This is a genomic window from Pseudochrobactrum sp. B5 (genome assembly GCF_001939785.1).
GTDB lineage: Bacteria > Pseudomonadota > Alphaproteobacteria > Rhizobiales > Rhizobiaceae > Pseudochrobactrum > Pseudochrobactrum saccharolyticum.
Genome location: NZ_MOYL01000005.1, coordinates 204,423 through 222,886, shown reverse-complemented (window position 1 = coordinate 222,886; position 18,464 = coordinate 204,423). Strand labels below are relative to the sequence as shown.

The window sequence follows — 18,464 nt, the reverse complement described above, 5'->3', positions numbered from 1 at the left end:
CATGGATAGCTATGTAACTATTATTCAGCTGCTTGATTCAACTTTGCGCCTGTCTGCGCCTTTGCTGTTTGCCTGTCTTGCGGGGCTCTATTCAGAGCGCGCAGGGATTGTTGATATCGGTCTTGAAGGTAAAATGCTGGCCGGTGCTTTTGCGGCCGGTACTGTTGCTGCCATCAGCGGTTCTGCCCTTGTCGGTCTTGGTGCGGCTTTGCTGGTTTCGATGCTGTTGTCGCTGGTGCACGGTTTTGCCTCGATCACCCATCGCGGTAATCAGATTGTTTCCGGTCTGGCGATCAACTTTATCGCTGCAGGTACAACAATTATTCTCGGTCAGGCATGGTTCGGACAGGGGGGGCGTACACCGTCTTTGCCAAACAGCGCCCGTTTTACATCTATTAATTTTCCGGGTGCGGAAGCCGTTAAGGACGTGCCAGTTGTCGGCTATCTTTATGCGGAGCTGATTTCCGGCCACTCCATTCTGGTTTATCTGGCTTTCTTGATGGTGCCGCTGACATGGTGGGTTTTGTATCGCACCCGCTTTGGTCTGCGTCTGCGTGCGGTGGGTGAAAATCCTGCGGCAGTGGATACAGCCGGTATTTCGGTGACATGGTTGCGTTACCGTGCGGTGATTATCTGCGGTCTGCTCTGCGGTATGGCCGGTGCCTATCTGGCGACAGCACAGGGCGCAGGCTTTGTGAAGGATATGACTGCCGGTAAAGGCTATATTGCTCTGGCCGCACTGATCTTCGCCAAATGGCGTCCGGTGCAGGCGATGTATGCTTGTTTGCTGTTCGGCTTTCTCGATGCGCTGGGCATTCGTCTGCAAGGCCAGTCGCTGCCGCTGATCGGTGATGTACCGGTGCAGTTCATGCAGGCTCTGCCATATATTCTGACCGTTATTCTGCTGGCTGGCTTTATCGGCAAAGCCATTCCGCCGAAAGCGGGTGGGATTCCTTACGTAAAAGAGCGTTGAGATTTAAAATTGAGGAGGGGCTGATATGGCTCAGGATCTATTTGATGCAGCCTATGCTGCAATGCAGAAATGCCATGCCCCTTACTCGAAATTTCCGGTTGGTGCCGCATTGCGCACCAAAGACGGGCGGATTTATTCCGGCTGCAATATTGAGGTGATTTCTTTCCCTGAAGGCTGGTGCGCTGAAACCACCATGCTGTCGCATTATGTGATGGATGGCGGCGGCGAGATTGCCGAAATTCTGGTGATGGCTGAGAAACTGGAAAAATGCTCACCTTGCGGCGGTTGCCGTCAGCGCTTGGCAGAATTTGCGGGTGCCGATGTGCCACTGCATTTGTGTGACAGTTCCGGTGTTGTGCAGACTGTGACGATGCGCGAATTGCTACCATTCAGTTTTCAGACCGATGTGATTGGGTAAAGCCATGACTGAAGCCGCTCTGATTTTACGCGCTCGTTTGAATGAAGCTTTCGCCGGTGAAACGCTGAAAGTTGCTATTGTGCTGGGTTCCGGCCTTGGCGGACTGGTCAGCGAACTCGATGATCCGGTGCATATCCGTTATTCCGATCTGCCTCGCTTTCCGAAAAGCGGCGTCAGCGGTCATGCGGGCGAAGTGGTTGTCGGTCGTTTAATGGGCAGGCTGGTAATGGTGCTGGCAGGACGTGCGCATTATTACGAGCAGGGTGACGCAGCGGCGATGCGCCCAGTGCTGGAGACACTGAAAGCGCTTGGCATTGAAACGCTGATCCTGACCAATGCCGCCGGTTCTGTGGTGCAGGAGGTGGCACCAGGCAGCGTGATGCTGATTGACGATCATATTAATTATTCCGGTATGAACCCGCTGATCGGTGAACATACGGATGCGCGTTTTACCGGAATGACAGCGGCCTATGATGCAGAGCTGAAGCAGGCTTTCCGCGATGCGGCACGTGCAGCGGGTGAAAAGCTGTATGAAGGTGTCTATATGTGGTTCTCCGGCCCGTCTTTTGAGACACCGGCAGAAATCCGCATGGCACGGGTGCTGGGTGCCGATGCTGTGGGCATGTCCACTGTGCCGGAAGTGATTTTGGCGCGTTTTCTGGGGCTGCGGGCTGCCGCCTGTTCGGTCATCACCAATTATGGTGCAGGCATGAGCGGGGATGAACTCTCCCACCATGAAACCAAGACTATGGCGCCTTTGGGCGGCCAGAAACTGCAAAAAATTATCAAGATACTGGTTGGCGAAATCGGCTGATCGTTAAAAAGGTGCCGCTATGCTGTCACAGGAAATCATTAGGGCAAAACGCGATAGACAGATTTTGAGCGCGGAGCAAATCAAGGCATTTGTGCGCGGTATTACCGATGGCAGTGTGAGTGAAGGGCAGATTGCTGCCTTTGGCATGGCGGTTTATTTCAATGGTATGACCCGTGATGAGGCTGTGGCATTGACGACGGCCATGCAATATTCCGGCGATGTGCTGGAATGGCGCGATCTTGACGGACCTGTGGTGGATAAACATTCGACAGGCGGTGTGGGTGATAATGTGTCTTTGATGCTGGCACCCATTGTTGCTGCCTGCGGTGCCTATGTGCCGATGATTTCCGGTCGCGGCCTTGGTCATACGGGCGGCACATTGGATAAGATGGATGCCATTCCCGGTTATCAGAGCTATCCTGATAAAGCCTTGTTCGACAAAGTTGTGCGCGATTGCGGTTGTGCGATTATCGGCCCGACCGGCGACCTCGCTCCGGCGGATAAGCGGTTTTATGCCGTGCGTGATGTGACGGCAACGGTGGAATCCATTCCGCTGATTACCGCTTCTATTCTCTCGAAAAAACTGGCTTCCGGTATTGGCGGGCTGGTGCTGGATGTGAAAACCGGTAGCGGTGCTTTCATGCCGACATTTGAAGCTTCGCAGGCTTTGGCGCAAAGTCTGGTGCAGGTGGCTAATGGTGCGGGGTTACCGACCAGTGCGCTGATTACTGATATGAATGAGCCATTAGCCGATTGCGCCGGTAATGCGGTGGAAGTGCGCAATGCGGTTGATTTTCTGACCGGTGCCAAACGGCAGTCGCGTCTCGCGGAAGTTGTGCTGAATTTTGCCGCCCATATGTTGGTAACGGCAGGGCTGGCTCAAACTGTTGCGGATGGTTTGGCAAAAGCGCAAACGGCTCTGGATAATGGCCGTGCAGCAGAAAAATTCGGCCGTATGGTTTCAGGCCTTGGCGGGCCTGCAGACTTCGTTGAAAGAGCAGCGCATTATCTGCCGGTTGCGCCTCTTCAGGTGCCGGTGTGTGCTGAGCGCGATGGTTATATCAGTGCTCTTGATACACGCGCAGTCGGGATGAGTGTTGTCGCATTGGGCGGCGGGCGTATGCGCCCGCAGGATCAGATCGACCCTTCTGTCGGTGTGACCAATATTTTGCCGCTGGGCAGTGCAGTCAAATCCGGTGATGTGCTGGCGCTGGTTCATGCGCAGACGGAAGACAAAGCCGATCAGGCTGTGCAGATGGTACAGCAGGCAATGATGCTGAGTGATACTAAACCGGTACTCAATCCGGTGATTTATGAAACCGTAAGCGCATAAAAAACGGCGCTTTGAGCGCCGTTTTTATTTTGTCTTTGGTGCCGACCATACGGTCGCTTTTTAGTTATTTGGTGCCGTACATACGGTCACCGGCATCACCAAGACCCGGAACAATATAGCCGTCTTCATTCAGCTTCTCATCAATGGCCGCTGTGTAGATCGGCACATCCGGATGCACTTCCGCAAAATGCTTGATGCCTTCCGGCGCTGCCAGCAGGCAGAGGAAGCGGATATTGCTTGCGCCACGCTCTTTCAGCTTGGTGATCGCTTCAACGGCGGAATTGCCGGTTGCCAGCATCGGATCAACCACAATAATCAGGCGGTTGACGATATCTTCCGGTGCTTTGAAGTAATATTCCACCGGCTGCAAAGTCTTGTGATCGCGATAGAGACCGATATGGGCAACGCGTGCCGCAGGCACCAGATCAAGCATACCTTCCAGCAGACCATTACCTGCACGCAGGATGGATGCGAAAACCAGTTTTTTGCCGTCGAGGATCGGCGATTCCATCGGCTGCATCGGCGTTTCGATTATGGTGGTTGTCAGATCGAGATCGCGGGTCACTTCATAGCAAAGCAGAAGGGAAATTTCTTTCAGCAACCGCCGGAAGCTGGCGGTTGAAGTTTCTTTCATGCGCATAATGGTGAGCTTGTGCTGAACAAGCGGATGACTAACTACCGTAACGCTCATAATATCCCGCTGCTTTCAAAATTTATTTTTTGCATTATTAGCCGAAGCCGATGAATTTTCCAGACCGCAATAAGCGAAAATACGGGTATGGAAAAGCAGCAGGGCTTAAATTTATCCCGTTTTATACAATTCTCTCAAAGAGAATGCAGGCTTTATGGATGAATGCGCAGAGCTACACGAAACTGTGACGGGTTTTATGCGCTAAAAGAATCATTGTTACCGGCGCTTTGCGGCGCAAATTTTGTTAAGTCATATCAAACTTTGCCGTATTTGCTTGTAACATCGCGCCCAGCCTTTATATGCTACTGGGCAGATGTTTCATCAGGCATAGCTTGAAATTTGCAGTTTCGGGTCTCTATGCAGTGCTTTGGTTCCGACGGGTAAGTTGGGCGGGCAGGACAGGATAAATAAATGAGCCAGCAACACGAAAATTCTACCGTGGATCAGGGTGCAGATGAGAGCCGTGTCGGTGCCCATGGTGGTATGGAGAATTCTTTCGGCTTTCAGAAAGTCGATGAGGAATCCAAGCAGGGGCTGGTGAATGAAGTTTTTCACAGTGTAGCCAAGCGCTATGATGTGATGAATGATCTGATGTCCGCCGGTCTGCACCGTGCATGGAAAGATGCGATGGTTGCCTGGCTGGCACCACCGAAAATCCCGTCGCATATTCAGAACTGGCGTTCGCTCGATGTGGCCGGTGGTACCGGTGATATTGCCTTCCGTATTGTTGAAGCATCAGACCGTCAGGCGCATACAACTGTGCTGGATATTAACGGTTCCATGCTGGCTGTCGGGCAGGAGCGTGCGGCTAAAAAAGGCCTGCTGAATAATGTGGATTTTGTCGAGGCCAATGCCGAAAAACTGCCTTTCGACGATAATTCCTTTGATGCCTATACGATTGCTTTCGGTATCCGCAATGTGCCGCATATTGACTGGGCGCTGGAAGAAGCCTTCCGCGTGCTGAAACCGGGTGGCCGTTTCCTCTGCCTCGAATTCTCCGAAGTAGAAATGCCGCTGCTGGATAAGATTTATGACCAGTGGTCGTTCCATGCCATTCCGGCCATTGGTAAAATGGTGACCGGTGATGCGGAATCCTACAAATATCTGGTTGAATCCATCCGCAAATTCCCGAAACAGCAGGATTTTGCCAATATGATCACAGCGGCTGGTTTTTCCCGCGTGACATGGCGTAATTTCACCGGCGGTATTGCCAGCCTGCATTCTGGCTGGAAAATCTGATTATTATTTCCCGCGCATTTTAATTCCGGAAATTACTACAGGATTTCCGGAATGCGCTCTGTAAAGTGAGTGAGTTATGGGCCGCATTGCTGCTAGTTTCCGACTGATCCATGCCGGTTGGGTGATGACCCGTGAAGGTGTAATCAGCGCATTGCCGGCAGAAGGCCTGAGCGGTTTACCTGCTTTTGCTCACCGTGTTGCAGGGGCTCTGGCGCGTAAACGCTCGCGCGATACAGCGCGCTCAGAACGCATGTCGCGGGCAATGAACCGGCTGGGGCCTTCTTATGTAAAGCTCGGTCAGTTTCTGGCGACGCGTCCGGATTTCGTTGGTAAAGAAGTTGCGGATGATCTGCAGCTTTTGCAGGACCGGATGGATTTTTTTCCCGAAGAGGCTGCAAAGCGCACGGTTGAGGGCTCGCTCGGCCGCACAATTGATGATCTCTATACGGAATTTGATGCGCCGATTGCTGCCGCCTCTATGGCGCAGGTGCATCCGGCATTTGTTGGCGGTACGCGCAAAGTTGCCGTTAAAGTCATTCGTCCGGGCGTGCGTCAGCGTTTCGCGCAGGATCTCGAAGGCTTCTTCATGGTTGCGCGCTTGCAGGAGCGCTTTGTGCCGGTGACACGCCGTTTGCGTCCAGTCATGGTGGCTGAAACGCTTGCGCAAACCACGCGCATCGAGATGGATTTGCGGCTGGAAGCGGCGGCATTGTCCGAAATTGCCGAAAATATCAAGGGTGACGAAGGTTTTCGTGTGCCTGCCGTGGATTGGGAGCGCACCGGCCGTGATGTACTGACCATGGAATGGATTGACGGCATCAAAATGTCGGATGTCGATGGCCTGCGTGCTGCCGGTTTTGATCTGCAGAAACTGGCGCGCACATTAATCCAGTCCTTCCTGCGCCATACGCTGCGCGATGGTTTCTTTCATGCGGATATGCATCCGGGCAACCTGTTTGTGGATGCAAAAGGCACAATTGTTGCAGTGGATTTTGGCATTACCGGCCGTCTCAATAAGCAGCAGCGCCGTTTTCTGGCGGAAATTCTCTATGGTTTTATCACGCGCGATTATCGCCGTGTGGCCGAGGTGCATTTTGAAGCGGGCTATGTGCCGCATCATCATGATGTGGCGAGCTTTGCGCAGGCAATCCGCGCAATCGGCGAGCCGATCCATGGACAGCCTGCAGAAACCATTTCCATGGCGAAGCTGCTGACTCTGCTGTTTGAAGTAACAGAGCTTTTCGACATGGAAACCCGTGCTGAACTGATTATGCTGCAAAAGACTATGGTTGTGGTTGAGGGTGTGTCGCGCACGCTCGATCCGAATTTCAATATGTGGAAGTCGGCAGAGCCGGTTGTCGGTGGCTGGATTCGTAAAAATCTGGGGCCTGTCGGTATTGCGGCTGATGTAAAAGAAAGTGGCATGGCATTGCTGCATTTCATGCGTCAGACACCGGAGCTGACCAAACGGCTGGAGCGGCTTTCCGGTGAACTGGACAATATGGCTGCCAATGGTCTGCGTTTTGATGATGCGACCGCTGCGGCTCTCGGCAAAGCAGAAGCACGGCATACGCGCTCAGGCCGGATTGCCCAGATTGTGATAGCGGTCTGCGTGGTGATCCTGACGGTAAAATTACTCTTTTGATTGCATTGATTGCATAAATGATTGCAAATCTGAATTTAAAAGCGATATTCTGAAAGGAGTATCGCTTTTTTGTTGGAGACAAGCATTTCCAGCAAAAGTGTGAAGCGCCTTCGCGGGAAAATCAATTCACTGGATTGATTTTTATCCCGCTTCGATACGTCCGGAAATGCGTAAACAAATAGATAGAGCATTTCCTAACATTTAAGATAACTTAGGAATGCTCTATCATGGCCAGCATCACAATCCGCAATCTTGATGAAGATGTAAAAGAAGCTCTGCGCCGTCAGGCGGCAGCCAATGGCCGCTCTATGGAAGAAGAAGTGCGGGTTCTGTTGTCGGGTGAAACGCAGGTGTCTGCGCCTTTGGCTCCGGCATCTGACCCTGTTGCCCAGAGCTTGATCGGCAAGCGGATATTGCTGATTATCGGCGGCGGGATTGCTGCCTATAAGGTGCTGGATCTGATCCGTCGTTTGAAAGAGCGTGGCGCGCAGGTGCGGCCGGTGATGACAGAGGCCGCGCAGGCTTTTATTACGCCGCTGTCTGTCGGTGCTTTGGCTGCTGACCATGTTTATACGGATTTGTTTTCCCGTGAGGATGAGCAGGATGTCGGCCATATCAGGCTGGCGCGTGATGCCGATCTGATTGTGGTGGCTCCTGCGACGGCTGATCGTATGGCGCAGATGGTGGCAGGGCTGGGCGGTGATCTGGCAGCGGCTATTCTGCTGGCGCGCAAAGTGCCGGTATTGATAGCGCCTGCAATGAATCCGGCGATGTGGAGCAATCCGGCAACGCAACGCAATGTGAAGATTCTGCATCAGGATGGTGTACATTTTATCGGCCCTGAACGCGGTGAGATGGCTGAGAAGGGCGAGGCCGGTACAGGGCGTATGAGCGAGCCTTTGCAGATCGTGGTGAAGATCGAACAATTGCTGCTATCTCCTCAATATCTGCCATTAAAGGGCAAAAAGATTATCATCACATCGGGTCCGACCCATGAGCCGATTGATCCGGTGCGCTATATTGCCAATCGCTCGTCGGGCAAGCAGGGGCATGCGATTGCTGCGGCTCTGGCGCGGCTTGGTGCGGATGTACGGCTGGTAGCAGGGCCGGTGACTATTTCTGATCCGCAAGGTGTTAAAACCATCCATGTGGAAACTGCGCGGCAAATGCGCGATGCGGTTGAGGCGCAATTGCCTGCTGATGCGGCGGTGATGGTTGCGGCTGTTGCAGACTGGCGCACAGCCAATGCAGCGGATCAGAAGATTAAAAAACAGGCAGGTGAAGCGGCGCCGTCTTTGCAGATGGTGGAAAACCCCGACATTCTGGCGACGATCGGCCATCACGCACAGCGTCCGCGTCTCGTTGTTGGTTTTGCCGCTGAGACGCAAAATGTGGTCGAAAATGCCCGCAAGAAACTGGATAAAAAAGGTGCAAACTGGATTGTTGCCAACAATGTGAGCTTTGCCGAGGATGGTTCCAGCGTGATGGGCGGCGATCATAATCAGGTGCTGGTAGTCAGCCGTGACGGTGTGGATGAATGGCCATTGCTGGATAAGGATGAAGTGGCATTGCGGCTGGCTGAAAAGATTGCTGCTTCTTTAAGCTGAATAATTATTCTTAAATTGATTGCCTAAAAATAAGGCTTGCATATATGTGCTGCTTTATTTTTAGGCAAGCCTGCTTTTAACGAGTGTCTGCTCTTTGTGCTCAACGAATATCAATATTACTTGTCGTTAAAAAATCCATTTTTTAAGCGGAAATATTTTTAAATAAAAATCAGCAGCTTATTATTTTAACCCTGCTCCTGATGAATGATTTTTCACAGTTTGGCATGAAAATTGCTTTGTCTCTGTTGAGCCACAGAAGCCTGCCTGTTGCGGGGCTTCCGGCAGATACGGGAGATTTTGATGCTTATTTTCAGAGAGCCCAGATTATCAGCACGCAATGCATTCAAAGCTGCATTCGGTGCCTTGGCTGTATTGATAGTTTTTCCATATGCGCAGGCATTTGCGCAGGATGCGACAGCTGTGGCTGACACCGGTGATACCGCGTGGATGCTGACCTCCACAGTGCTGGTTTTGCTGATGACCATACCGGGTGTGGCGCTGTTTTATGGCGGCATGGTGCGCGGTAAGAATGTACTGGCAACCACTATGCAAAGTTTTGCAATTGCCTGTGTGGCTTCCGTATTGTGGATGGTGGCCGGTTACTCGCTGGCTTTCAGTGACGGCGGCAGCGCCAATGCTTTTATCGGCGGTTTGTCGAAAGCGTTTTTTGCGGGTGTCACACCGGCATCCCTGACCGGCACAATTCCTGAATATGTGTTTATCACCTTTCAGATGACATTTGCGATTATCACGCCTGCACTGATTGTCGGTGCATTTGCCGAGCGGATGAAATTCTCTGCTCTGCTGATCTTCACCATTTTGTGGCTGTTCATTGTCTATGTGCCGGTGGCGCATTGGGTGTGGGGCGGCGGTTTTCTCGGTGGTGACGGCGTGCTGGATTTTGCCGGTGGCACGGTCGTGCATATCAATTCGGGTATTGCCGGTCTGGTTGTGGCGCTGATGCTGGGCAAGCGTGACGGCTACGGACAGGTGAATATGGCACCGCATAATCTGGTCTATTCGCTGATTGGTGCATCGCTGCTCTGGGTTGGCTGGTTTGGTTTCAATGCCGGTTCTGCCGGTGGTGCGAATGGTATTGCTGCAGTAGCCATGGTGAATACGCAGGTTGCCGCTGCTGCGGCTGCGCTGAGCTGGATGGTTGTGGAATGGCTGGCGACAAAGCGGCCGAGTGTGCTGGGTATTATTTCCGGCGCGGTGGCTGGTCTTGTGGGGATTACACCGGCTGCAGGCTTTGTTAATCCGGCAGGGGCGCTGATGATCGGCGTGGCGTCCGGTGCAGGCTGTTATTTCGCGGCAGTCAAGCTCAAGCACTGGCTTGGCTATGACGACAGTCTGGATGCTTTTGGTGTGCATGGTGTCGGCGGTATTATCGGCGCACTTCTCACCGGCCTGTTTGCAGATGCGGCGATTAATCCGCTCTCGGAAGGCGCGACGGTTCTCAAGCAGCTTTATGGTGTGGTGGTGACCATGCTTTATACGGCGCTGATGACTGCCCTGATTGTTTTTGTCATCAGAATATTCATGGGGCTGCGAGTGTCCAAGGCCACGGAAATCGAAGGTCTCGATATCAATCTGCACGGCGAGACTGTGCATTCATAAAAACAAGTTCAGCCGCAGAGGGGCTGCCGCGTAACCGGTTCTGTCAGACCATCCGCAGAAGATGACAGCAGAAACCGGTTGCGCGAATTTTTTTGGGGTTACTTCTTAATGTCGCGAACCTGATAATCTTTGATCGCGGCAAATTTGATCGCCTTCCAGCGTTCCGCTTCATAATTCAGCGAGAATGCATTTGGCGTCAAATAGACCGGATCATTATCCAGATCATGAGCAATATCAGCGCGATGGGTAGCGATGAAACGGTTCAGCTCTGCCGGATCATCGGAAGAAATCCAGCGGCACAGGCTGAAGCGCGACATTTCAAAACCGACCGGCAATGAATATTCGATCTTGAGGCGTTCAGTCAGCACATCGATCTGCAGGGCGCCGACCACACCGACAATCGCCGGAGAGCCGTCATCCGGCAGGAACAGCTGCACCACGCCTTCTTCAGCCATCTGCTGGAGAGCTTCGCGCAGTTTCTTGGCCTTCATTGCATCATCAAGACGCACGCGACGCAGAATTTCCGGCGCGAAGTTTGGTACGCCACGGAACAGCAGGTCTTCACCCTCGGTCAGCGTGTCACCAATGCGCAGGGTTCCGTGGTTCGGAATGCCAACTACGTCACCGGCAAAAGCTTCATCGGCAATCTGACGCGAGCGGGCAAAGAAGAACTGGGGAGCGGAAAGGCTCATCGGCTTGCCGGTACGCACCAGCTTGGCTTTCATGCCACGGGACAATTTGCCGGAGCAGACGCGCAGGAAGGCAATACGGTCGCGGTGGTTCGGATCCATATTCGCCTGAATTTTGAAGACAAAGCCGGTCATTTTTTCTTCATCGGCTTCAACGCGGCGGGTATCGGCATCCTGCGCGCGCGGGCTCGGGCCGTAATCGCAGAAAGCTTCAATCAGATCGCGCACACCGAATTTCTTCAGCGCAGAGCCGAAATAAACCGGTGTCAGATGACCTTCACGGAACGACTGCAGATCAAACTCACGGCAGACGCCGCGCGCCATTTCCACGCTTTCAATGAAGTTTTCGCGTTCATTTTCCGGCAGCAGACCGGCGGCCAGCGCATCGTCAGGGCCGCTGACCGGTGTCGGCTGCTCTTCGGTATCCTGACGGCGGATGGTGTTATTGTGCAGATCATAGGTCCCGGCAAAGCTTTTACCGGAACCGATCGGCCATGTGATGGGCGCGGTATCCAGCGCCAGTTTTTCTTCGATCTCGTCGAGAATTTCAAACGGGTCGCGGGCTTCACGGTCCATCTTGTTGATGAAAGTGACAATCGGAATGTCACGCATACGGCAGACTTCAAACAGTTTCAGCGTACGCGGTTCGATACCTTTTGCGGCATCGATCACCATGACAGCACTGTCAACGGCTGTAAGCGTACGATAGGTATCATCGGCAAAGTCTTCGTGACCCGGTGTATCGAGCAGGTTGAAGATGCAGTCTTTATATTCAAAGGTCATCACCGAGGTGACAACGGAAATACCGCGGTCGCGCTCAATATTCATCCAGTCGGAACGGGTCTGGATGCGGTCTTTCTTTGCCTTAACTTCGCCGGCAAGCTGAATAGCACCGCCGAATAGCAGCAGTTTTTCAGTCAGCGTGGTTTTACCGGCGTCCGGATGCGCAATGATCGCGAATGTGCGACGATGCGAGGCGGGGGTCGTTTGTTCAGGCATAAAGAGCTCGGATGATCTTGATTGAATAGGTGCTGCCTTCTAGCAGCATCGCGGCAGTTCGTCGACCTGAAATGCAAAAGGGCGTTTTCTGCCGTTGAAAGCAGAAAACGCCCTTATTGCTTATGGATGGCGTTAGCCGCGCATGGTCTTGAGGCCAAAGCCCAGTGCGATCATTGCCCAGCCCTGAAAGACCAGATCGATGGCAAGGAACATGCCGAGAATCCACAGGCTGTTGACTGGCCAGCCGATTGCAATAACGATACCGGCGAGGGCAGTGATGAGACCACCGGCGAGCATCCAGCCCCAGCCTTTAACGCTGCGGCTCTGAAACGCGACCCACATACGGAACACGCCCGAACCAAGCAGTGCGGCGGCGATGAAGATTGTGAAAATGCTGGATGCGAGCAGCGGGTTGAGGAAGGTCAGAACACCGGCTGCCGCATAAAGCGCACCGCTGATCATCCAGAAGAAGAAGCTCTTCCATGTCTGAACACTGAATGCATGGATGATTTCAACAATACCAGCAATCAGAATAGTGATACCTACGTAATAGACCGATGCCACGGTCGCAAAAACGAGATTACCGAAAGCAATACCACCGAGCATCAGCATGACAATGCCCAGAACGATAAACCAGCCCCATTTATGAGTGAGGGAGCTGATGGCTTGCGCCGGAGTTTTAATATCTGATGATAAAGACATGAGTGTCATCCTGTTGATGAAGTAACGCAACTCTTATTAAAAGATGATCATATTAAATTTATTGCAAAATTCAAATGATTATAATGTGATCCTGCTTCACTATATTAAAATCAGGATCTTTAATGCGGCTGAAAAACGGGTTGGAAAATGCAGGTTTTGCTCTGTGTTTTTAAAATGGATATGCTGTAATTGCCTCCATTTTTCAGGTGGGTTTCAATTTTTAATTGGCATTAAGTTGGAGATTTCAACCTTATCGATACGGGGTATACCTGTCTGTGCTCCAGACAGGCAGACTATGATCGCTTTGACTCCCACAGACTGCAACAGCTCTGCATGTTCTGGATGCCTGACAGCTTAAACAACAAAATTTTAAGTTTAAGTCATGTTTGTTTTAATTTTAATAACTGGATTTACTAGATGAAAAAAACATTTTGCAAAGTGCTCTCAAGCAGTATTGCCATTGCTACAGCTATTGTCCCGTTCAGTTTATTTCCTGCGTTCAATGCAGAGGCCTGTACCCGCCTCCTTTGGAACAATAAAGTTGGTGTCGTAGTAGGGCGTACGACGGATTGGCCGGTTACGACTGAGCCGGTTATTAATGTTTTCCCGCGGGGTATATCTCGTAATGGGGGGCAACTCGATCATAAAACTGTTGTTGCGAAAAATCCGCTGAAATGGACATCCAAATATGGAAGCATGGTCACCACGATGTTTGGCGTTGGAACGGTTGATGGTTTCAATGAACGTGGTCTGGGAGCGCATCTTCTCTATTTAACTTCGACTGATTTTGGTACGCGGGACACAAGTAAGCCCGGACTACAGGCGGCGCTTTGGGCTCAATACGCGCTTGACAGTGCAGCAACGGTTTCAGAGGCGCTTATGCTGCTTGATAAAATTCAGCCCGTGATGGTCGAGGTGAACGGGGGCACTAAAGCGACCGTTCATCTGGCATTGGAGGATGCTGCCGGTGACTCTGCTATTGTTGAATATATAAATGGTAAGGCTGTTGTTTATCACAATCCTGATTATCGGGTGGTGACGAATGATCCTTCTTACGATAAACAGCTTGCATTGTTAAAAAAGCTTGATTTTTCTAATGCGAGCAGAGAAACGCCACTTCCCGGAAATGTAAGCCCGACAGATCGGTTCCAGCGTGCCTCCTATTATCTCCGTACTATACCGGAGCCTAAAACCGATCATGAAGCGGTTTCCACCATGTTGTCCGTTGCGCGAAATGTTTCAGTACCGTTTGGTGCACCGTATAAGGATTCTGGACAGTATAATACGGAGTATCGTACGGTCTCTAACCTGGCAAAAAAACGCTACTATTTTGAAATGACAACCAGTCTGAACGTTGTTTGGGCGGATTTGAACAAGTTCAATCTGGCGAAAGGAGCCCCTGTCATGTTCCTCAAGCCCGATAATTTTAATCTGACAGGAGATGTAACGGCGAAGTTCCAAAAGGTTAAACAGGCATCATTTTGATGACCGGTTTATTATATAATTCGCTGCTGAGCTGATTGCTTGTTATCAGGCTCGGAGTTGTTTCAATAATTTGCAATGTTGCCTCCCTTTGGTTTGAAAAGATCAAAGGGAGGTGTTTTGATGAGAGATATTTTTTGTTGTTATAGCTGCAAATGCGGCAGATGGATGTGTTGCGAATATATTCTCAAAGACGGCTATGAGAGTATACGGCTTTTAAGAGCTGTGTATTATAAATCAGGCGCGAAATTCTTTTGCCAAAGCTCGGTGATTGCTGATAATTTGCCTGCATGTTTGACGCGTTGATTTCATATTGGCCGGTTTACTGGCCGCATATTGTGCTTGGTTTTTCGCTGATTATCGGTGCGATTGCTGCCATTCATGCGACGATGACCAAAGAGGAGGTCCGCTCCGCTCTCGGGTGGGTCGGCGTTATCATGCTGTCGCCGATTATCGGTGCCGTGGTCTATGCCATTGCCGGTGTGAACCGTATCAGACGAACCTCGCTGAGTATGCAGCGTGCGGGTATGACCGATATCGAGCTTTATCACTTGTCGCATTATGATGCCTCGCCGGATGAAGTGCGCGATGCCAGCGGCAATAATTTTATTGCGATGAAACGGCTGGGCGATGTTGTCAGCCGCTGTAATCTGACATCGGGCAATAATATTGAAGTTTTGCAGAGCGGTGATATCGCTTATGCAGCCATGCTGGAAGCGATTAGCAGAGCAAAACGCAGCATTCTGCTGGAAACCTATATTTTTGATAATGATGAAATCGGCAAGCAATTTGCCGAGGCGCTTGGCAAGGCCGTTATCCGCGGTGTGGAGGTCCGCGTGCTGGTGGATGCTGTCGGCGCCCGTTATTCCACGCCGAGTATCGTTGGTTTGCTGCGCTCCAAGACCGTGCAGGCAGAGGTGTTTAACGGCAAGCTGATTATGGGGCTGCGTTTGCCTTATGCCAATCTGCGCACGCACCGTAAAATTCTGATTATTGACGGGGGAATTGCTTTTACCGGTGGCATGAATATCCGTGCGGGCTTTACGACAGAGTTTGCCCGCGATCATGCGGCACAGGATACACATTTCCGTCTCACAGGGCCGGTTGTGACAGATTTGTTCAATACGGCATCCGAGGACTGGCGCTTTACCACTGATGAGCATCTGAGCGGTGCTGCATGGTCTGTGACGCCACCGGCTTTTTCACCCGGTGAAGGACTGCTGGTGCGTGCTGTGCCTTCGGGGCCGGATAAAAGTCTTGAAACCAATCATAAAATCATGATGGGCGCTTTTTCCGTCGCTGAAAAACATATCCGTATCATGACGCCTTATCTGCTGCCGGATCGTGAACTGGTCAGTGCGCTGGTAACGGCTGCGCGGCGTGGCGTTACTGTTGATATTGTTGTGCCTGCGCAGAATAATCTGGTGCTGGTAGATATGGCGATGACGGCGCAGTTCGACCAGTTGCTGAAAGATGGTTGCCGGATCTGGCGCGCTAAAGGTGCGTTCAATCATTCAAAGCTGATGAGCGTCGATGATGTCTGGGCTTATGTCGGCTCCAGCAATCTTGACCCGCGTTCTCTGCGTCTGAATTTTGAGATCGATCTTGAAGTCTATGATGCCGGAACGGCAAAATCCATTTCCAGACGCATCGATCAGCATGTCGCGCTGGGGACAGGTGTCAAGCTGGCCGATCTCAAGGCGCGGCCATTCTCCCGCCGTTTGCTGGAGCGTATTGTCTGGCTGGGCTCGCCTTATCTTTAAGCAGAAAAGCGCGCTTGCATCGGATTGGGTAAGTCCAGTGCTCTGAGGTCGAGATGGGCTTTGATGGGCAAATGATCTGATGCGATACGGGCAAGCGGCGTGTTATGTACTTCGACCGAGGTAACAAGCTTTTGCGGGCTGCTGAGGATACGATCCAGCGCCAATACCGGAAATCTTGATGGAAAGCTCGGAACAGCACCCGCTGTGAGGTTGAACACCGGTTGCAAAGTTGCCAGCGAGGAGCCTTTGCCGACGCGCCATTCATTGAGATCGCCGATCAGGATGGTCGGACGCTCATTATCCTCACGGATCATCGAGAGCAGGGTTTCTGCCTGACGGGAACGGGAATGTTTCAGCAGGCCGAAATGCGCGGCAATAATCCGCAGCGGGCCTTCTTCCAGATCAATATCTGCAACCACGGCACCGCGCGGCTCCACACCCGGTAGTTTCAGCTGGTGAATATCTCTGATAAGCCCCTGCCGGAACAGCAGCAGATTGCCGTGCCAGCCATGGCCATTGGGCGACATAGTCTGGATCGGCACCGGCACTAAGCCGCTGTCTCTCTCCAGATGTTGCAGATTGAGCAGGCCGTGGCGTTCACCAAAACGCTTATCGGCTTCCTGAATAGCGATGATATCGGCATTCAGTTCGGAGATGACCTGAGCCGTGCGTTCGGGGTCGAATTTTTTGTCAATGCCGATACATTTATGGACATTGTAAGAGGCGACGATTGTATCGCCGCTCGGATTATTATCTGCCAGCGGCCGGTAGCCGCGCCGGTTGCGTATTGCTCTCAGAACCGTCTGGGGTAATTTCCTGTCATGCAATTTCTTACGCAAGCGCAGTTTCCTCATTGCAGATCACTAGAGCATCTCCGGATGTTGTTAAGGTGCCGGAATAGTGCAGTCAGAGATCGTGTATATAGGGTGCTGAGCACCCCCGAGCAATATCATGCGTGATTTTTGCCAAACCCGCAGATGATACTTTCGTATATTTATAGTCCAGGAATGCGGTTTAAACAGGTCTAAAGCATCGACTTGTCAAAACGGACGGCACAATTTCGGCCACGGGCTTTGGCTGTATAAAGTGCTTTATCTGCATGACGGGACATTTGCTCGCTGGTGCGGCCGTCCTCGGGTACCAGCAATGTGCCGATACTGACGGCTGAATGAATATCATGCCCGTTGATTTTGAACGGGATGCGGAATGCATCAACCAGACAGTCGGCAATCGTTTTCAGCGTATCATCGCTTTGTGTTTCCGGCAGAATGATACAAAATTCATCGCCGCCGATACGGACGGGAATATCATCAGACCCCAGAACGGAACGGATTCTTTCTGCTGCCTGCCGCAACAATCTGTCACCGGCCGGATGTCCGTGCGTATCATTGATAGTTTTGAAATTATCCATATCCAGCAGCAGGATGCCGGCAGAACGTTTTGCATCAAAATGCTGACGGAGAAACGGCGAGACATATTCCTTCAATGCGCGGCGATTGTAGAGCTGCGTCAGCGGATCAGTCAGAGAATTTTTCCATAAATTGGTTTTGTCATTTTGCAAAACAACATTCTTGCGTTGCAGCCGGAGCAGGGCGCTGGCGAGAAGGGCAAAGCGGCGCATCTCCTCACAATCATCATCGCTCAGTGTACGTGGCTTTGTATCAATGATGCACAAGGCACCCAATGTCAGCCCTGCATCAATCTCCAGCGGAAACCCTGCATAAAAGCGGAAGGACGGATCGCCGGTAACATAGTTTTTGCTGTTGAAAGCGGGATCGCGCGTCATATCCTGCACAATAAACTGACGGCCGGATTTGACGACATAGGTACATGCAGATTGCTCGCGCGGACAATCTTCCGCCTTGATACCTGCCGTTGAGGCGATGCGTTGCCAGTCTTCATCAATAATCGTCACGGCGCATGATGCTGCGTGGAAAATATTTTTGACAAGCGTTGTGAGAATGTTCAGCTCATCTGTAATTGTGAACTGAGAAGGAAGCAGGCTGCGAACAGATACAAGACGTTCAGCTTCATTCGCAGGGATTTCAAATGGCCGGGTAGCATTCTGACTGATCAAGATATGTTCCAGATTTCTGTTTTATAAGAAAGGTGGCATGCGAAGACGGGTCGTATAAACGGCAGTGCTGCTGGTCGTGTTTGGTGTTTTTTCGTTTCGCCAGCAGATGTTACAATAATATTAGTGCGCTCTTACAAAAAAGGAAACGGGATAATCTGATAAAAAATATCCGAATTATTCCTGAACCATTAATCCGTCGAAAACATCAATCAAGGCGTCGGAAATTGCTGAGCCGAGATCGGCTGCAGTTCTGGCCAGTTCTTCTTCATTCATATCGCGTGCTGCCATTGCCAGTGCGGCACCTTGCTGTGTAACGATTTCCTGCGCGCGCTGAATAGCCCAGAAAGCAAATTCGCTGCGATTGTCAATTGCGACAGTTTCCATACGTGTTTCCTGCTGAGGAGAGGGGGAT

At 51.6% G+C, this 18,464-nt stretch carries 16 protein-coding genes; 10 read left to right on the top strand and 6 right to left on the bottom strand.

Annotated features, from left to right (window positions below):
* Window position 1: 1 nt before the first annotated feature.
* The 4 genes from BKD14_RS15230 to deoA are packed head-to-tail and all read left to right on the top strand — an operon-like array spanning window position 2 to window position 3,538.
* Window positions 2-973, top strand: a complete 972-nt coding sequence (locus BKD14_RS15230) for an ABC transporter permease (RefSeq protein ID WP_075657075.1) — start codon at window positions 2-4, stop codon at window positions 971-973.
* Between the two features lie 25 nt (window positions 974-998).
* Window positions 999-1,391: a cytidine deaminase gene (locus BKD14_RS15225; RefSeq protein ID WP_022712438.1), complete on the top strand. Its 393-nt coding sequence runs from the start codon at window positions 999-1,001 to the stop codon at window positions 1,389-1,391.
* A 4-nt stretch (window positions 1,392-1,395) separates the two neighbouring features.
* Window positions 1,396-2,205, top strand: a complete 810-nt coding sequence (locus BKD14_RS15220) for a purine-nucleoside phosphorylase (protein ID WP_075657169.1) — start codon at window positions 1,396-1,398, stop codon at window positions 2,203-2,205.
* Between the two features lie 19 nt (window positions 2,206-2,224).
* The gene (deoA, locus tag BKD14_RS15215) at window positions 2,225-3,538 is read left to right on the top strand and encodes a thymidine phosphorylase (RefSeq protein WP_075657074.1); all 1,314 of its coding nucleotides are present in this window, start codon (window positions 2,225-2,227) and stop codon (window positions 3,536-3,538) included.
* Window positions 3,539-3,602: 64 nt separating this feature from the next.
* Here deoA and upp read toward each other — a convergent pair whose 3' ends face one another.
* Complete coding sequence (gene upp / locus BKD14_RS15210; protein WP_075657073.1) at window positions 3,603-4,229, bottom strand: uracil phosphoribosyltransferase; 627 nt, start codon at window positions 4,227-4,229, stop codon at window positions 3,603-3,605.
* 411 nt (window positions 4,230-4,640) lie between these two features.
* Between upp and ubiE the strand changes: the two genes are divergently transcribed.
* From ubiE to BKD14_RS15190, 4 genes are all read left to right on the top strand, one after another.
* Window positions 4,641-5,468: a bifunctional demethylmenaquinone methyltransferase/2-methoxy-6-polyprenyl-1,4-benzoquinol methylase UbiE gene (ubiE, locus tag BKD14_RS15205; protein WP_022712442.1), complete on the top strand. Its 828-nt coding sequence runs from the start codon at window positions 4,641-4,643 to the stop codon at window positions 5,466-5,468.
* A gap of 76 nt (window positions 5,469-5,544) precedes the next feature.
* Window positions 5,545-7,113: a 2-polyprenylphenol 6-hydroxylase gene (gene ubiB, locus BKD14_RS15200; protein ID WP_075657072.1), complete on the top strand. Its 1,569-nt coding sequence runs from the start codon at window positions 5,545-5,547 to the stop codon at window positions 7,111-7,113.
* 227 nt (window positions 7,114-7,340) lie between these two features.
* A complete protein-coding gene (coaBC, locus tag BKD14_RS15195) occupies window positions 7,341-8,720 on the top strand; it encodes a bifunctional phosphopantothenoylcysteine decarboxylase/phosphopantothenate--cysteine ligase CoaBC (protein ID WP_083647198.1) in 1,380 nt (459 codons plus the stop codon).
* A gap of 447 nt (window positions 8,721-9,167) precedes the next feature.
* Window positions 9,168-10,340 (top strand): ammonium transporter, encoded by a 1,173-nt coding sequence (locus BKD14_RS15190; protein WP_245257360.1) that lies wholly within the window; start codon window positions 9,168-9,170, stop codon window positions 10,338-10,340.
* A gap of 98 nt (window positions 10,341-10,438) precedes the next feature.
* On the opposite strand, the gene BKD14_RS15185 is transcribed toward BKD14_RS15190, so the two are convergent.
* Entirely contained in the window at window positions 10,439-12,028 is a 1,590-nt protein-coding gene (locus BKD14_RS15185; RefSeq protein ID WP_022712446.1) for a peptide chain release factor 3, read from the bottom strand.
* A gap of 132 nt (window positions 12,029-12,160) precedes the next feature.
* Window positions 12,161-12,730 carry an HdeD family acid-resistance protein gene (locus BKD14_RS15180; RefSeq protein WP_022712447.1) on the bottom strand — a complete coding sequence of 190 codons (570 nt, stop codon included), beginning with the start codon at window positions 12,728-12,730 and terminating at the stop codon, window positions 12,161-12,163.
* A 417-nt stretch (window positions 12,731-13,147) separates the two neighbouring features.
* Between BKD14_RS15180 and BKD14_RS15175 the strand changes: the two genes are divergently transcribed.
* Window positions 13,148-14,215 (top strand): linear amide C-N hydrolase, encoded by a 1,068-nt coding sequence (locus tag BKD14_RS15175; protein WP_075657071.1) that lies wholly within the window; start codon window positions 13,148-13,150, stop codon window positions 14,213-14,215.
* A 287-nt stretch (window positions 14,216-14,502) separates the two neighbouring features.
* Entirely contained in the window at window positions 14,503-15,975 is a 1,473-nt protein-coding gene (gene cls, locus BKD14_RS15170) for a cardiolipin synthase (protein WP_075657070.1), read from the top strand.
* Here the strand turns inward: cls and BKD14_RS15165 are convergent.
* From BKD14_RS15165 to BKD14_RS15155, 3 genes are all read right to left on the bottom strand, one after another.
* Entirely contained in the window at window positions 15,972-16,814 is an 843-nt protein-coding gene (locus tag BKD14_RS15165) for an endonuclease/exonuclease/phosphatase family protein (protein WP_175576120.1), read from the bottom strand. The two genes, cls and BKD14_RS15165, sit on opposite strands and share 4 nt — an antisense overlap.
* A gap of 185 nt (window positions 16,815-16,999) precedes the next feature.
* On the bottom strand, window positions 17,000-18,052 hold the full coding sequence (locus BKD14_RS15160) for a sensor domain-containing diguanylate cyclase (protein ID WP_083647194.1): 1,053 nt from the start codon (window positions 18,050-18,052) through the stop codon (window positions 17,000-17,002).
* Between the two features lie 174 nt (window positions 18,053-18,226).
* Window positions 18,227-18,436 (bottom strand): hypothetical protein, encoded by a 210-nt coding sequence (locus BKD14_RS15155; RefSeq protein WP_075657068.1) that lies wholly within the window; start codon window positions 18,434-18,436, stop codon window positions 18,227-18,229.
* Window positions 18,437-18,464: the final 28 nt, after the last annotated feature.

Bases quoted from the DNA above. Each gene is read 5' to 3' on its own strand.
- BKD14_RS15230 (WP_075657075.1), top strand. From the start codon at position 2: ATGGATAGCTATGTAACTATTATTCAGCTGCTTGATTCAACTTTGCGC.
- BKD14_RS15225 (WP_022712438.1), top strand. From the start codon at position 999: ATGGCTCAGGATCTATTTGATGCAGCCTATGCTGCAATGCAGAAATGC.
- BKD14_RS15220 (WP_075657169.1), top strand. From the start codon at position 1,396: ATGACTGAAGCCGCTCTGATTTTACGCGCTCGTTTGAATGAAGCTTTC.
- deoA (WP_075657074.1), top strand. From the start codon at position 2,225: ATGCTGTCACAGGAAATCATTAGGGCAAAACGCGATAGACAGATTTTG.
- upp (WP_075657073.1), bottom strand. From the start codon at position 4,229: ATGAGCGTTACGGTAGTTAGTCATCCGCTTGTTCAGCACAAGCTCACC.
- ubiE (WP_022712442.1), top strand. From the start codon at position 4,641: ATGAGCCAGCAACACGAAAATTCTACCGTGGATCAGGGTGCAGATGAG.
- ubiB (WP_075657072.1), top strand. From the start codon at position 5,545: ATGGGCCGCATTGCTGCTAGTTTCCGACTGATCCATGCCGGTTGGGTG.
- coaBC (WP_083647198.1), top strand. From the start codon at position 7,341: ATGGCCAGCATCACAATCCGCAATCTTGATGAAGATGTAAAAGAAGCT.
- BKD14_RS15190 (WP_245257360.1), top strand. From the start codon at position 9,168: ATGCTGACCTCCACAGTGCTGGTTTTGCTGATGACCATACCGGGTGTG.
- BKD14_RS15185 (WP_022712446.1), bottom strand. From the start codon at position 12,028: ATGCCTGAACAAACGACCCCCGCCTCGCATCGTCGCACATTCGCGATC.
- BKD14_RS15180 (WP_022712447.1), bottom strand. From the start codon at position 12,730: ATGTCTTTATCATCAGATATTAAAACTCCGGCGCAAGCCATCAGCTCC.
- BKD14_RS15175 (WP_075657071.1), top strand. From the start codon at position 13,148: ATGAAAAAAACATTTTGCAAAGTGCTCTCAAGCAGTATTGCCATTGCT.
- cls (WP_075657070.1), top strand. From the start codon at position 14,503: ATGTTTGACGCGTTGATTTCATATTGGCCGGTTTACTGGCCGCATATT.
- BKD14_RS15155 (WP_075657068.1), bottom strand. From the start codon at position 18,436: ATGGAAACTGTCGCAATTGACAATCGCAGCGAATTTGCTTTCTGGGCT.